The sequence below is a fragment of the Aquabacterium sp. OR-4 genome (genome assembly GCF_025290835.2).
Classification (GTDB): Bacteria; Pseudomonadota; Gammaproteobacteria; order Burkholderiales; family Burkholderiaceae_C; genus Pseudaquabacterium.
In genome coordinates this window covers 2336212-2350703 of the sequence record NZ_JAOCQD020000001.1, presented here as the reverse complement: position 1 = coordinate 2350703, position 14492 = coordinate 2336212, and the positions used below count along the sequence as shown (strand labels likewise).

Genomic DNA, 14492 nt, shown 5'->3' with positions numbered 1-14492 from the left:
CCATGAGTGATTTTCAACGCGCCGACGGTCGCGCGGCCGATGCGCTGCGCCCGGTGGGCCTGCAGCGCCAGTTCACCTGCCATGCCGAAGGTTCGGTGCTGGTGAGCTTTGGCCGCACCCAGGTGCTGTGCACCGCCTCGGTGGAAGAGAAAGTGCCGCCGCACAAGCGCGGCTCGGGCGAGGGCTGGGTCACGGCCGAGTACGGCATGCTGCCGCGCGCCACCCACACCCGCGGCGACCGCGAAGCCGCGCGTGGCAAGCAGAGCGGCCGCACGCAGGAGATCCAGCGCCTGATCGGCCGCAGCCTGCGCGCGGTGTTCGACCTGAAGAAGCTGGGCGAGCGCAGCATCCTGATCGACTGCGACGTGTTGCAGGCCGACGGCGGCACGCGCACCGCCGCCATCACCGGGGCCTGGGTGGCCGCGCACGATGCCGTGAGCTGGTTGCTGGCCCAGGGCAAGATTGCCGAAAGCCCGATCAAGGACGCGGTGGCCGCCATCAGCGTGGGCATCGTGCAGGGCCTGCCGGTGCTCGATCTGCCCTACGAGGAAGACTCGGCCTGCGACACCGACATGAACGTGGTGATGACCGGCTCGGGCGGCTTTGTCGAGGTGCAGGGCACGGCCGAAGGCGCGCCCTTCACGCGCGCCGAGATGGATCGCCTGATGGCGCTGGCCTCCAGCGGCATTGGCGAGCTGGTGCAGTTGCAGCGCAAGGCGCTGGGCCTGGCTTGAGCGGTCTGCAGGAGTTGCCGATGCGCCTGGTGCTGGCCTCGAACAATGCCAAGAAGCTGGCCGAGCTGCGTGCGCTGCTCGGCGGCTTGCCCGGTGGTCTGAGTCTCGACATCGTGGCACAGGGCGAACTGGGCATTGCAGAGGCCAACGAGCCGCATCACACCTTCGTGGAGAACGCGCTGGTCAAGGCGCGTCATGCCGCCCGCGCGGCCGGTGGCGCGGCCCTGGCCGACGACTCCGGCCTGTGCGTGGGCGCGCTGGGCGGCGCGCCGGGGGTGATCTCGGCGCACTACGGTGGCGAGGTGGCGGTGATCGCTGGTGAAGAGCGCGAGGCGCGCCGCCGCCGCCAGGATGCGCGCAACAACGCCGCGCTGCTGGCCGCGCTGCAGGGCCAGGCCGACCGCCGCGGCCACTTCATCAGCACCCTGGTGGCCGTGCGACATGCCGACGACCCCGAGCCGCTGGTGGCCGTGGGCCGCTGGCCGGGCGAGGTGCTGGCTGCGCCGCGCGGCGACCAGGGCTTTGGCTACGACCCGCTGATGTTCATCCCGGCGCTGAACGCCACGGTGGCCGAACTGGACGCCGCCACCAAGAACGCGCACAGCCACCGCGCGCGCTCGGCCGCGCTGCTGCGCCAGATGCTGCAGGATGTGTGGCATTGGGTCTGACGTGACCGCCCCCGACCTCGTCAGCCGCTACCTGCGCCCGGGCACGCTGCGCCTCGAGGGCTCGCCGCCGCTGTCGCTGTACGTGCACCTGCCCTGGTGCATTGCCAAGTGCCCGTATTGCGATTTCAACAGCCATGCCCGGCCTGAACTGGCCGATGGCGGCCTGCCCGAGCAGCGCTACCTGGATGCGCTGATCGCCGATCTGGAGTCCGCGCTGCCGCAGGTGTGGGGCCGGCCGGTGATCAGCGTCTTCATCGGCGGCGGCACGCCCAGCCTGTTCTCGCCCGAAGCCATCGCGCGCCTGCTGGCCGACATCCGCGCGCGGCTGCCGCTGGAACCCGGCTGCGAGATCACGCTCGAGGCCAATCCCGGCAGCTTCGAGCGCGAGCGCTTCAAGGCCTTTCGCGCGGCTGGTGTCACGCGGCTGTCGATTGGCGTGCAGAGCTTCGACGACGCCATGCTCAGGAAGCTGGGCCGGGTGCATGACGGGGCCCAGGCCCGCGCTGCGGTGGCCGAGGCCGCGCAAGCCTTCGACACCTTCAACCTCGACCTGATGTATGCGCTGCCCGGCCAGACGCTGGCGCAGCTGCACGCCGAGCTCGACACCGCGCTGGCGTTCCAGCCGCCGCACCTGTCGGTCTACCACCTGACCATCGAGCCCAACACCCGCTTTGCCAGCCAGCCGCCCACCGGCCTGCCCGACGACGACCTGGCCAGCGAGATGCTGGACGCCATCGTGGCGCGCACCGCGGCGGCCGGACTGGGCCGCTACGAGGTGAGTGCCTTTGCCCGCGAGCGCCACCGCTGCCGCCACAACCTGAACTACTGGCAGTTCGGCGACTACCTGGGCATTGGCGCCGGCGCGCACGGCAAGCTGAGCTACCCGCACCGCGTGATCCGCCAGGTGCGCTGGCGTGAACCCCGCGCCTACATGGACCAGGCCCTGGCCGCCGCCGGCTGTCAGGCCATGAGCAATGACGACGAGGTGGCGCGCGCGCAGCTGCCCTTCGAGTTCATGCTCAACGCGCTGCGGCTGAAGCACGGTTTTGCGATGGCCGATTTTCTGGCCCGCACCGGCCTGCCGCCGAGCGCCATCACGCCGGCACTGGCCAAGGCCGAGGCCCAAGGCCTGGTGGAGCGCCTGGTGGAAGACGGCGCCGAGCGCGTGCGCCCCACGGCGCGCGGCTTCGATTTCTTGTCGGATCTGCAGGCGCTGTTTCTGGCGGACTGACAGCCCTGGCCTGGCCGGTGCACGCGGCTACCCGCCGGGCGGTGCTCGCGGCCGCCCGCTGGGCGGTTGGCGGCGCGGCCCGCCGTTGCGCTGCGCTCAGATCAGGCCGTGGAAGGGCAGCACGTCGACCGGTTCGCCGGCCGCCACATTGCCCTGCCCGTGGTGCAGCACCACCATGCCGTTGGCCTCGCTCATGCTGCGCAGGATGCCCGAGCCCTGGCTGCCGGTGATGCGCACCGTGAGCCGGCCATCGGCGCCCATCGACACGACGCCGCGCTGGTACTCGGTGCGCCCGGGCTTCTTGCGCAGCGGTGCCTCGCTCACCGCGCGCAGCATCGGCAGCGGGGCGGGCGTGGCGCCGCTCATGGCCAACAGGGCCTCGCGCACGAAGGCGTAGAAGGTGACCATCACCGCCACCGGATTGCCTGGCAGGCCGAACAGGATGGCTTCATGGCCCGGCTCGCCGATCCGGCCAATGGCCATCGGCCGCCCGGGCCGCATCGCGATCTTCCAGAACAGCACCTCGCCCAGCTGGCGCATGACCTGCTTGGTGTAGTCGGCCTCGCCCACGCTGACGCCGCCCGAGGTGATCACCGCATCGGCGCTGGCCGCGGCCTGGCGGAAGGCGGCTTCCAGGGCGGCTGGTTCGTCGCGCACCACGCCCATGTCCAGCAGCTCGACGCCCAGGCGCTGCAGCATGCCGTGCAGGGTGTAGCGGTTGCTGTCGTAGACGCAGCCTTCATCCAGCGGCTCGCCGATCGAGCGCAGCTCGTCGCCGGTGGAAAAGAAGGCCACGCGCAGGCGGCGCCACACCGGCACCTCGGCCTGGCCCAGCGAGGCCAGCAGGCCCAGATCGGCCGGGCTGAGGATGCGGCCGGCGGCCAGCGCGGGTGTGCCGCGCTGCAGGTCCTCGCCACGCAGGCGGCGGTTGTCGCCGGTTTTCACCACGCCAGCCGGTACGCGGATGCGGCCATCGGCCTCGGTGCGGGTGAATTCCTGCGGCACCACGGTATCGAGCCCGGCGGGCATTACCGCGCCGGTCATGATGCGCAGGCAGTGGCCGGCCGGCACGCTGCCGTCGAACTGCGCGCCGGCCAGGCCGGTGCCGGCCACGGTGAACAGGCCGTCGGCATCGGCTTGCAGCTCGCTGCCGCGCAGCGCAAAGCCGTCCATGGCCGAGTTGTCGTGCGCCGGCACGTCGATGGGCGAGACGATGTCACGCGCCAGCACGCGGCCCAGCGCGGCCCGGATGGCCAGGCTTTCCACCGCCTGCACGCGCGGCACCAGGCGGGCGATGAACTCCTGCGCCTGGGCCACCGGCAGGGCATCGGGGTCGTAGCCCGAGACGCAGGAGGCGATCTCGGCCAGGGAAGCTTGGTTTGCGCTCATGGGAACCGGAACAGAGACAGAAACAGAAACAGTCAGAGGGCGATGGTGGCCGCTCAACCGCCGATATAGCTCATCTCGACACGGCGGCCGCCCGGCGCGGCGGCGGCATCGGCGGGCTGGGCGGCGCGCAGCTCGCTGTAGCGGTCGGCGCGGCCGGCCCACACGGCGGCCAGCGCGCTGGTGATGTCAGCATCGCTGGCACCCTGGCGCAGCAGGCTGCGCAGATCATGGCCCTGGGTGGCAAACAGGCACATGAACAGCTTGCCCTCGGTGGACAGGCGCGCGCGGTTGCAGTCGCGGCAGAAGGCCTGGGTGACGCTGGAGATCAGGCCCACCTCGCCGCGGCCATCGGCGTAGCGCCAGCGCTCGGCGGTTTCGCCGCTGGCGCTGGGATCGAGCGGTTCAAGATCCCAGTGCTCGCGCAGCCGCGCCAGCACCTGGGCCGATGGCAGCACCTCGTCCATGCGCCAGCCGTTGCTGGCGCCGACATCCATGTACTCGATGAAGCGCAGCACCACCCGGCCATCGAAACGCTCGCGGAACCAGCGCGCCATCGGCACGATCTCGTGCTCGTTGGTGCCGCGCTTGACGACCATGTTGACCTTGATCGGCGCCAGGCCCGCGGCATGCGCGGCCTCGATGCCGGCCAGCACATCGGCCACCGGAAAATCCACATCGTTCATGCGCCGGAAGGTGGCGTCGTCCAGCCCGTCCAGGCTGACCGTCACGCGCTTCAGGCCGGCCGCGGCCAGCGCCTGGGCCTTCTTGGCCAGCACCGAGCCATTGGTGGTGAGCGTGATGTCCAGCGGCGCGCCATCGGGCGTGCGCAGCTCGGCCAGCTGGGCGATCAGCAACTCGAGGTGGCGGCGCAGCAGCGGCTCGCCGCCGGTGAGCCGCAGCTTCTGCACCCCATGCGCCACGAAGATGCGCGCCAGCCGCGTGATCTCTTCAAAGCTCAGCAGCGAGCTTTGCGGCAGGAACACGTAGTCGCGGTCGAACACGTCCTTGGGCATGCAGTAGCTGCAGCGGAAGTTGCAGCGGTCGGTGACCGAGATGCGCAGGTCGCGCAGCGGCCGGCCCAAGGCGTCGGCCAGCAGGCCGGTGGCGGCTATCGGCTGCGCGGGAATGGCCGGCACCGGCGCGGCGTAGCGCAGATCGGCCAGCGGGATGACGGTTTCGCCCATGGGCGGCGATTGTGCCCGGCTTGGCCCGCGTGCTGCGTCGGCGCGCCGGGCATGGCCCTGGCCGCCACTGGCCGCCCCGCTGGCGCTGCGTGGTCAGCCGCCGGCGCTGGCCATGGTGCGGCCGGTGCCGCCAAAGCCGCCGCGCCCGCGCGCCGCCTGGGCGGCGCCGGGTTTCACCATGGCGGCGTCCGGGTGCGCCGCGGTGGTGGCGTAGCGGCCCGACGGTGCGGCGTAGATCTGCCGGGGTGACAGCGACTGGCTGCGCGCATGCACGGCGCCGGGCGGCAGCTGGCGCATCAGCTCGACACGGCCGTCGTAGCGGTAGACCACGCCCGAACGGCTGAAATACGGCCCCAGCCAGCGCACCGCGCTGCCTGACGAGCCGGAGCGGAAGCTGCTGCCGCCCCCGGAACTGGCGGAGCTGCCGGTGTTGCCGCTGGCGGTGCCCTGGCCGTCCATGGCCTCGGGGTTGAAGGTGGCTTCGCAGTCCCCCTCGCTGCCCCAGTCGCGGACGCAGTCGTCTACCACCACGTACTCGGCGCGGGCCACCTGCACCGGCAGGTCGGACACATCGGCCACCTCGGGCGCGCAGCCGCCCAGGCCGCCGGCGGTGGAGATCAGGACCAGGGCCAGCGAGCCCTGGCGGCGGTGTTTGGCACGGCTCATCGCGGGCGCCGCTCAGTAGGTGAGGCTGGCCGCATTGAGCAGGCCGAGCGCCAGCGACAGGCTGCCCAGCATGATGCCCACCGACTGCCGGTCGGCCTGGATGGCCTCGCGCAGCTCGGGCACCAGCAGCCGCCGCGCCAGCAGCCACAGCAGCAGCTGCGCCACCAGGGCCAGCAGCGCCCACACCGCCAGATCGACCAGCGACACCGCATGCGCCACCAGGCTGGCCAGCGGCAGCGCCAGGCCCAGCGCGGTGCCCGACAGGCTCCAGGCCGCGGCGCGGTTGCCCTGGCGCACCAAAGCCAGCTCGGCATAGGGCGTGACGGCCATGTACAGCGCCAGCGACAGGCCCCAGGCCAGCAGGGCGGTGCCGAAGTACAGCGCGAAGTTCAGGGTCAGTGAGACGGGCATGGGCGGTGGGTCACTCGAGGTTCAGTCGGCGGTCGATCGACGTTCAATCGATGTTCAATCGACGATCAATCGAAATAGTGCGGCACGAAGTAGGCGCTGTTGCTGGTGATCGGCGTGATGTCCTCGCGCACGCACAGGCCGGCGGCCTCGTCGGCCACCACCCAGCTGCCCAGCACCGCATGCACCGCCGGCAGCGGGCCGTGCATGAACGTGGCCTCGGGGGCCGGGTAGGCGGCGATCGGCGTGTGCGCCTGGTACACATGGCGCTGCCGGCCATAGTCGCCCGGCGTGGCCAGCGTGGCCTGGCCGCCGTCCACCAGCGTGACATTGGCGCCCTCGCGCGACAGCAGCGGCTTGCTCACGTAGGGGCGCTGGCCGAAGGGTTCGGCGCTGAAGTGGGCCTCCAGCAGGTTGGGGTGGCCAGGGTGCGCCTGCCACAGCAGCGGCAGCAGGGCCTTGTTGGACAGCAGCATCTTCCACGGCGGCTCCAGCCACAGCGTGGGGTTTCTGGGGTTGCTCTGCAGGTGCGCGGCCAGCGGCTCGCCCACCAGCCACTCCCAGGGGTAGAGCTTGAAGCACGCGGCAATCGGCTGGTCGTCGCCGTCGATGTAGCGGCCGTTGTCGAGCACACCGATGTCGCCGATGTCGAGCATCGACGCATACCAGCCGGCCTGCAGCGCCACATCCATCAGGTACTCGACATTGCCCACGTCCTCGAGCGAGTCGTACTGGCACGCCAGGTGCAGGCGCGGCACGTCGAAACGCTCGCCGATCTGGCGCAGCCGCGCCACCAGGGCCTCGTGCAGGGAATTGAACTGGTCGGCCTGCGGCTGCACATCCAGCTTCCATTGCCACTGCGCCACCGCGGTCTCGATGATCGAGGTGGGCGTGTCGGCGTTGTACTCGAGCAGCTTGGGCGGGCCGCTGCCGTTCCAGGCCAGGTCGAAGCGGCCGTACAGGTGCGGATCGCGCCGCTGCCAGCTGGCCTGCACCACGGCCTGCGCGGCGGGCGGGATGTCCAGGCGGTCAAGCTCGCCGCGGGTGATCAGGCGCTCGGCCAGCGCCATGCACATGGCATGCAGCTCGTTGGTGGCCTCGTAGACCTGCTCGATCTGGGCCTCGCTGAAGCGGTAGGCCACGTCTTCGCGCCAATAGGCAAAGCGCGGCTCGCTGGCCGACAGGTCTTCGCCCTCGGGCGAGATCGAATGGAAGCGAAAGCCCTGGGCGTCGAGCCGGGCGCGCCAGTCGGGGCGCGGGGTCTGGGGGATGCGATGCACGCTGCGGAACTGCCAACGAAGCCGGGGCGCTGAGGGTAACCGTGGCCCGGCCCGGCTGGGTTGCCTCAGTGTTTCAGCGTGTCACCTGACCGGGGGAGGTCACGGCGGCGGCCAGGTCGGCACGGCGTGCGCCGGTGAAGCGGCGGGCCCAGTACGACTCGCGCATGTCTTCGATGCGCACCTCGGCACCGGCGCGTGGTGCGTGGATGAACTTGTCGTCGCCGACATAGATGCCCACATGCGAGAAGGTGCGCTTCATGGTGTTGAAGAACACCAGGTCGCCCGGCTTCAGCTCGCTGCGGTTGATCGGCAGCAGGCCGGCGGTGGTGGCCTGCTCGTCCGCGCGGCGCGGCAGCACCAGGCCCAGGCTGTTCTCGAAGATGTGGCGCGTGAAGCCCGAGCAGTCGAAGCCCGAGTCGGCGGTGTTGCCGCCGCGGCGGTAGGGCACACCGAGAAAGTTCATCGCCGTCATCACCAGATCGGACGCCGTGTCGCGCACCGATTCGCGCAGCGACTGCACCATGGCCACCGGCGCGCCCAGCGGCTTGAGCAGGCCGCGGTCGCCCAGCAGGCGCATGATGGCGTCGTCGGCCGGCGTGGTGGCGGCGGCAGCCGGCTCGGGGCCCTGCGGGGCCGCGTGGGCCACCGGCTGGGCCAGCACCAGGGCCGTGGCCAGCACCAGGTACCGCAGGTGCGGCAAGCTGGTCAGCTGCTTTGGCGCCCGGGGGTCAGGCCGGCGAGGATGGAGGGGAAACGTCGACATCTTCAAGTGGCGAGGATACCACCCCCTTTTTCGGGGGATCTACGGGGTACTGCGCATCCGGCTTCACCCAGATCAAGCGGCGCCGGCCCAGGGCGGCCGCGGCGTGGGCGGGGCCCTGACAGAGTCAGTGTCTTGTCAGTGCGGCGCCTTGCAATGCGACGGCTGCGGTGGCACCCATGGCACCGCCCTCGAATTTGTGTGGAGGAGACCCACCATGACCCGTTACGCCGACTTTCACCGCCGTTCGATCACCGACCGCGATGCCTTCTGGCGCGAGCAGGCCGCGCTGATCGACTGGGAAACGCCGTTCAGCCAGGTCTGCGACTACAGCAACCCGCCCTTTGCCCAGTGGTTTGCCGGCGGCCGCACCAACCTGTGCCACAACGCGGTCGACCGCCATGCCAAGAGCCACCCCGAGCGCAACGCGCTGATCTGGGTGTCGACCGAGGTCGACAAGGAGATCACCTACAGCTTCGCGCAGCTGCAGGCCGAGGTGCAGCGCATGGCCGCCATCCTGCTGGCCCAGGGCGTGAAGCAGGGCGACCGCGTGCTGCTGTACATGCCGATGATTCCGGAGGCGGCCTTTGCGATGCTGGCCTGCACCCGCATCGGCGCACTGCACTCGGTGGTGTTTGGCGGCTTTGCCAGCGTCAGCCTGGCCAGCCGCATCGACGACGCCCAGCCCACGGTGATCGTCAGTGCCGATGCCGGCAGCCGTGGCGGCAAGGTGGTGCCCTACAAGCCGCTGCTCGATGAAGCCATCCGCCTGGCCCAGCACAAGCCGGCCGCGGTGCTGATGGTGGATCGCGGCCTGGCCGCCTACGAGCGCGTGCCCGGCCGCGACCACGACTACGCCTCGCTGCGCGAGCAGAACCTGCAGGCCCAGGTGCCCTGCGCCTGGGTGGACAGCACGCATCCCAGCTACACGCTCTACACCAGCGGCACCACCGGCAAGCCCAAGGGCGTGCAGCGCGACACCGGCGGCTATGCCGTGGCCCTGGCCGCCAGCATGAAGCACATCTACGGGGGCAACCCCGGCGAGACCTACTTCAGCACCAGCGACATCGGCTGGGTGGTGGGCCACAGCTACATCATCTACGGCCCGCTGATCGCCGGCATGGCCACCATCATGTACGAAGGCCTGCCGGTGCGGCCCGATGCCGGCATCTGGTGGCAGCTGGTCGAGAAGTACAAGGTCACCGTGATGTTCAGCGCCCCCACCGCGGCGCGCGTGCTCAAGAAGCAGGACCCGGCCTGGCTCAAGAAGTACGACCTCAGCTCGCTGCGCGCGCTGTTTCTGGCCGGTGAGCCGCTGGACGAACCCACCGCCACCTGGATTGCCGGCGAGATCGGCAAGCCCATCATCGACAACTACTGGCAGACCGAGACCGGCTGGCCCATCCTGGCCATCTGCAACGGCGTGGAGCCGGCGCCCACCAAGTTCGGCTCGCCGGGCAAGGCGGTGTATGGCTACGACGTGCGTCTGATCGACGAGACCACCGCCGAAGAGATCACCGAGCCCGGCAAGAAGGGCGTGATCGCCGTGGAAGGCCCGCTGCCCCCGGGCTGCCTGCAGACCGTGTGGCGCGACGACGAGCGCTACGTCAAGACCTACTGGTCGAGCATCCACAACCGGGTGATGTACAGCACCTTCGACTGGGGCGTGAAGGACGCCGACGGCTACTTCTACATCCTGGGCCGCACCGACGACGTGATCAACGTGGCCGGCCACCGCCTGGGCACGCGCGAGATCGAGGAAAGCATCTCCAGCCACCCCAACGTGGCCGAGGTGGCCGTGGTGGGCGTGGCCGATCCGTTGAAGGGCCAGGTGGCGATGGCCTTCGTGGTGCTGAAGGACGCCGGCCAGGCCGACACGCCCGAGGCGGCGCTGAAGCTCGAGGGCGCGATCATGAAGGTGGTCGACGAGCAGCTCGGCGCGGTGGCGCGGCCGGCGCGGGTGCGCTTCGTCACCGGCCTGCCCAAGACCCGCTCGGGCAAGCTGCTGCGCCGCGCCATCCAGGCGGTGTGCGAGGCGCGCGACCCGGGCGACCTGACCACCATCGAGGACCCCAGCGCGCTCATGCAGATCAAGGATCTGTTCACGCCGTCCTGAACCCGCGGGCGCCGGCGCGGCCTGGCCGCGGCACACGGCGCCGGGTCACACCCGCCGTTCGGCCGTCCGTCGCACCGCAGCGGCGGGCCGCAGGGCATCGCGTGCAGAATCGACGGCGCCGTTCACAAGGCGGCGCCAACCCACTTCTGCCCACGATGCAACGCCCACTCAATGCCCTGCTGCTGGCCCTGGCCGGCGCCGCCTGCCTGGCCCCCACCCTGGCCACCGCGGCCAACCCGGACGGCCTGGCCCTGCCGCGCGACACCGGGGTCGACTTTCCGCAGTACGCCAGCGCTCAGGCGCTGAAGACGGCCTGCGACCAGGGCCTCACGGCCACCCAGCGCGCGCTGGCGCGCATCGAGCGCCGCCCGGCCGACAAGGGCTGGCTGGCCGCCTACGATGCCTTCGCCGCCGGCGTGGAAGACCGGGCCAACCCGATCACCTTCGTCTCGGCCGTGCACCCCGACAAGGCGGTGCGCGAGGCGTCCGAAGCCTGCGAGCTGCGCTGGAACGACTTCTACTCCAGCCTGGGCCAGAACGAGAAGCTCTACCGCGCCGTCCAGCGGCTCACCAGCGCCGACGAGACCGACCGCCAGCTGCTGAAGAAGCTGCGCGAAGACTTCGAGGACGCCGGCGTGGGCCTGCCGCCGGCACAACGCGCGCGCGCCAAGGCGCTGAACGACAAGATTGCCGAGCTGGGCCAGAGCTTCGATCGCAACGTGCGCGACGCCAACATCAAGGTCGTCTTCACCGAGTCCGAGCTGGCCGGTGTGCCTGAGGGGGTGTGGAAGAAGGCCCCGCGCGATGCCGAGGGCCGCGTGCAGCTGGGCCTGTCATACCCCGAGTTTCTGCCGCTGATGCAGACCGCCGAAAGCGCCGCGGCACGCGAGCGCATGTGGCGCGCCAAGCAAAACGAGGGCGGCGAGGCCAACCTGAAGCTGCTGGACGAGATCGTCAAGCTGCGCAAGGAGTACGCCGGCCTGTTCGGTGCCGGCAGCTGGGCCGAGTTCGTGATCCGGCGTCGCATGGCCGAGTCGCCGCAGCGCGTCGAATCCTTCCTGGCCGATGTGAAGGGGGCGGTGCAGGCCCGCGAGCGCGCCGAGCTCGACGAGCTGCGCCGCGCCAAGGCCGACCACCTGGGCCAGCCGGTCGACGGTCTGCGCTTCGAGTGCTGGGATCTCAGCTACTACACCGAGCGCCTGCGCAAGGCCAAGTACAGCGTCGATCAGGAGGCCTTCCGGCAGTTCTTTCCGCCGCAGGAAAGCCTGGCCTTCACGCTGCGCCTGGTGGAAAAGCTGATGGGCGTGCGCTACCAGCGCGTGCAAGCCGCCAAGGCCTGGCACCCCGAGGTGCAGACCTATGCGGTGAGTGACGCGGCCAGCGGCAAGCCGCTGGGCCTGATGCGCGTGGATCTGTACCCGCGCGAGGGCAAGTACAACCACGCCGCGGTGTGGCCGATCCGCGGCGCCAGCACGCAGTTGAAGCGCAGCACGCAGGCGCACCTGGTGGTCAACTTCGACCGCAAGGGCCTCACGCTGGACGAGCTGGAAACCCTGCTGCACGAGCTGGGCCATGCGGTGCACACCAACCTGTCGGCCACCCGCTGGGCCCAGCATGCCGGCACCAGCGTGCAGCGCGACTTTGTCGAGGCGCCGTCGCAGATGCTCGAAGACTGGGTGTTCGACGCGCGCACCCTCCAGCTGTTTGCCGAGGTGTGCCCGAGCTGCAAGCCGGTGCCCGAGGCGCTGCTGGCCCAGGCCAAGGCCGCCCACCACTACGGCAAGGGCGTGCAGGCCTCGCGCCAGCACCTGTACGCCAGCTACGACATCGCGCTGTATGGCCCTGAGCCGCGCGATGCCATGGCGCTGTGGGCGCAGATGGAAGGTGCCACGCCGCTGGGCCATGTGGCGGGCACGCGCTTTCCGGCCGGCTTTGGCCATATCGCCACCGGCTACAGCGCCGGCTACTACGGCTATCTGTGGAGCCTGGTGGTGGCCGCCGACATGCGCACCGCATTTGCCGCCGACAAGCTGGATGCCAGGGTGGGCCGGCGCTACCGCGACACCGTGCTGGCCAACGGCAGTGCCCGCCCGCCGGCGCAGCTGGTGCGCGATTTCCTGGGCCGTGATTTCAACGCCCAGGCCTTCTTCGAGGACCTGAAGAAATGAGCGCGCCGCACCCGATTCAGGCCATCGGCCGCCTGGCCGCCGTGGCGCTGGCCTGCACGCTGATCGTTGCCGCACCCGGCGCATGGGCCCAGGCCGCCGCCAAGCCGCGCATCGACAAGGCGGCCGACATGCCGCGCTTCTCGTACCCGGTGCAGGGCTCGCTCGAAGACCTGCTGCGCTCGAGCGAGCGCTTTGCACCGCTGGCCGCGGCGCTGCGCCGTGACGCCGAGGCGGTGCTGACCGGCTACGACATCGCCGACCGCGCCACCCAGCGCGACCTGCTGGCCCGCCTGGCCACGCTGGACTACCTGGACGGCCGCTACGACGCCGCCGTGGGCCGCGCCGAGCAGATGCGCGCGCTGCAGGACAAGCCGGCCGACAAGCTGCTCTCGGGCCTGCGCCTGCGCGCCATGGCCACGGCCGCCAAGACCCATGCACGCGGCAGCGATGCCTGGCGCCAGGCGGTGGTGGCGCAGATGGCGCGCGAGCTGGCGGCGATGCCGTTTGCGGTGATCGAGAACGACATCAAGGGCGCCAAGGCCAGCGCCGAGCTGATGGGCGAGGGCCTGGTGCTGGGCGGCATCCGCGAGCGCCTGCAGCCCATGGCCGACAGTGCCGGTGCGCTGAGCAGTGAGTTCGCGCCGGCCCTGGCCGGAGCCCGGCTCACGCTGCTGGATGTGCTGCCGCTGAAGGCCGATCTGGTGACGGTGTACGGCGAGCTGCTGGCCCGGCACCAGGTGCTCAAGCCCGACATCTGGGCCGCCCGCGACTTTTCACTGCCGGTGGACGGCGCCGCTGGCGCCCACCGTCCGGTCACGCTGGCGGTGTGGGACAGCGGCGTGGACACCGCGCTGTTCAAGGACCAGGTGCAGCGCGATGCCGCCGGCCAGCCGGCGCTGATCGCCTTCGACAAGTACGCGCAGCCGGTGCAGGGCGAGCTGATGCCCATCCCCGAGGCCTTGCGCAGCCGATTGCCGCAGATGCTGGCCACCACCAAGGGCCTGTCGGATCTGCAGTCGGGCATCGACAGCGCCGAGGCCAGCCAGGTCAAGCAGCAGCTGTCCAGGCTGGCGCCGGCCGACTACAAGGCCACCATCGAGGAGCTGGGCCTGGCCGGCAACTACGAGCACGGCACGCATGTGGCCGGCATTGCGCTGGCCGGCAATCCGCATGCACGCCTGGTGGTGGCGCGCATCGAGTTCGGCCACACGCTGCGGCCCGACCCCTGCCCGTCGCTCGAGCTGGCGCGGCGCGACGCGGCCAACTACCCGGCGACGGTGGCGTTTTTCCAGCGCCAGGGCGTGCGCGTGGTCAACATGAGCTGGGGCGGCAGCGTGGGCGACGTCGAGCGCGAGCTTGAGCAGTGCGGCATCGGGGCCACGCCCGAGGCGCGCAAGGCCCAGGCGCGCGAGCTGTTCGACATCCTCAAGCAGGCGCTCACCCGCGCCATGGCGGCCGCGCCGCAGATCCTGTTCGTGGCCGCGGCCGGCAACAGCAACCGCGATTCGAGCTTCGACGAGGCCAGCCCGGCCGACATCGTGCTGCCCAACCTGCTGACCGTGGGCGCGGTCGACCGCGCCGGCGACGAGGCACCCTTCACCAGCTACGGCCCCACCGTGAAGGTGCATGCCAACGGCTACCAGGTCGAGAGCTACCTGCCGGGCGGCGCGCGCGTGGCCTTGTCGGGCACCTCGATGGCGGCGCCCCAGGTCGCCAACCTGGCGGCCAAGCTGCTGGCGGTGAAGCCCGCGCTGACCCCGCCGCAGCTGATCCAGGCGATCACCGGCACGGTGGATCGCTCGGCCGACGGCCGGCGCCTGCTGATGAACCCCAAGGCGGCGCTGGCGGCGGTGCAGGCCGGCCGCTGAAGCGGCGGCCGCCAGGGCGA

General features: G+C 70.8%; 11 protein-coding genes and 1 pseudogene. 6 read left to right on the top strand and 6 right to left on the bottom strand.

Annotated features, from left to right (window positions below):
- Positions 1-2 precede the first annotated feature (2 nt).
- The 3 genes from rph to hemW are packed head-to-tail and all read left to right on the top strand — an operon-like array spanning position 3 to position 2633.
- On the top strand, positions 3-734 hold the full coding sequence (rph, locus tag N4G63_RS10150) for a ribonuclease PH (RefSeq protein WP_260788258.1): 732 nt from the start codon (positions 3-5) through the stop codon (positions 732-734).
- A gap of 20 nt (positions 735-754) precedes the next feature.
- Entirely contained in the window at positions 755-1402 is a 648-nt protein-coding gene (locus N4G63_RS10145) for a non-canonical purine NTP pyrophosphatase (protein WP_260788703.1), read from the top strand.
- Complete coding sequence (hemW, locus tag N4G63_RS10140; protein WP_260788256.1) at positions 1383-2633, top strand: radical SAM family heme chaperone HemW; 1251 nt, start codon at positions 1383-1385, stop codon at positions 2631-2633. Before N4G63_RS10145 ends, hemW begins: the two co-directional genes overlap by 20 nt.
- Before the next feature lie 171 nt (positions 2634-2804).
- On the opposite strand, the pseudogene moeA reads toward hemW, so the two are convergent.
- The 6 genes and pseudogenes from moeA to N4G63_RS10110 form a co-directional block, all read right to left on the bottom strand.
- A pseudogene (moeA, locus tag N4G63_RS10135) lies at positions 2805-4022 on the bottom strand (molybdopterin molybdotransferase MoeA); the annotation flags it as partial.
- A gap of 53 nt (positions 4023-4075) precedes the next feature.
- Positions 4076-5206, bottom strand: a complete 1131-nt coding sequence (gene moaA, locus N4G63_RS10130) for a GTP 3',8-cyclase MoaA (protein WP_260788253.1) — start codon at positions 5204-5206, stop codon at positions 4076-4078.
- A gap of 93 nt (positions 5207-5299) precedes the next feature.
- Positions 5300-5872: a hypothetical protein gene (locus tag N4G63_RS10125; RefSeq protein ID WP_260788252.1), complete on the bottom strand. Its 573-nt coding sequence runs from the start codon at positions 5870-5872 to the stop codon at positions 5300-5302.
- 12 nt (positions 5873-5884) lie between these two features.
- A complete protein-coding gene (locus N4G63_RS10120) occupies positions 5885-6283 on the bottom strand; it encodes a DUF350 domain-containing protein (protein WP_260788251.1) in 399 nt (132 codons plus the stop codon).
- A 65-nt stretch (positions 6284-6348) separates the two neighbouring features.
- Complete coding sequence (locus N4G63_RS10115; RefSeq protein ID WP_260788250.1) at positions 6349-7560, bottom strand: glutathionylspermidine synthase family protein; 1212 nt, start codon at positions 7558-7560, stop codon at positions 6349-6351.
- Positions 7561-7633: 73 nt separating this feature from the next.
- On the bottom strand, positions 7634-8251 hold the full coding sequence (locus tag N4G63_RS10110) for a C40 family peptidase (RefSeq protein ID WP_260788702.1): 618 nt from the start codon (positions 8249-8251) through the stop codon (positions 7634-7636).
- 286 nt (positions 8252-8537) lie between these two features.
- Between N4G63_RS10110 and N4G63_RS10105 the strand changes: the two genes are divergently transcribed.
- The 3 genes from N4G63_RS10105 to N4G63_RS10095 all read left to right on the top strand — a co-directional run bounded on the left by N4G63_RS10105 (position 8538) and on the right by N4G63_RS10095 (position 14472).
- Positions 8538-10436, top strand: a complete 1899-nt coding sequence (locus tag N4G63_RS10105) for a propionate--CoA ligase (protein ID WP_314599637.1) — start codon at positions 8538-8540, stop codon at positions 10434-10436.
- 155 nt (positions 10437-10591) lie between these two features.
- A complete protein-coding gene (locus N4G63_RS10100; protein WP_260788248.1) occupies positions 10592-12604 on the top strand; it encodes a M3 family metallopeptidase in 2013 nt (670 codons plus the stop codon).
- Positions 12601-14472, top strand: coding sequence for a S8 family serine peptidase (locus tag N4G63_RS10095; protein ID WP_260788247.1), 1872 nt, complete (start codon positions 12601-12603; stop codon positions 14470-14472). The genes N4G63_RS10100 and N4G63_RS10095 overlap by 4 nt, the downstream gene beginning before the upstream one ends.
- The last annotated feature ends 20 nt before the right edge of the window (positions 14473-14492 follow it).

Bases quoted from the DNA above. Each gene is read 5' to 3' on its own strand.
- N4G63_RS10105 (WP_314599637.1), top strand. From the start codon at position 8,538: ATGACCCGTTACGCCGACTTTCACCGCCGTTCGATCACCGACCGCGAT.
- moaA (WP_260788253.1), bottom strand. From the start codon at position 5,206: ATGGGCGAAACCGTCATCCCGCTGGCCGATCTGCGCTACGCCGCGCCG.
- N4G63_RS10120 (WP_260788251.1), bottom strand. From the start codon at position 6,283: ATGCCCGTCTCACTGACCCTGAACTTCGCGCTGTACTTCGGCACCGCC.
- N4G63_RS10145 (WP_260788703.1), top strand. From the start codon at position 755: ATGCGCCTGGTGCTGGCCTCGAACAATGCCAAGAAGCTGGCCGAGCTG.
- N4G63_RS10095 (WP_260788247.1), top strand. From the start codon at position 12,601: ATGAGCGCGCCGCACCCGATTCAGGCCATCGGCCGCCTGGCCGCCGTG.
- N4G63_RS10100 (WP_260788248.1), top strand. From the start codon at position 10,592: ATGCAACGCCCACTCAATGCCCTGCTGCTGGCCCTGGCCGGCGCCGCC.
- hemW (WP_260788256.1), top strand. From the start codon at position 1,383: ATGTGTGGCATTGGGTCTGACGTGACCGCCCCCGACCTCGTCAGCCGC.
- N4G63_RS10125 (WP_260788252.1), bottom strand. From the start codon at position 5,872: ATGAGCCGTGCCAAACACCGCCGCCAGGGCTCGCTGGCCCTGGTCCTG.
- rph (WP_260788258.1), top strand. From the start codon at position 3: ATGAGTGATTTTCAACGCGCCGACGGTCGCGCGGCCGATGCGCTGCGC.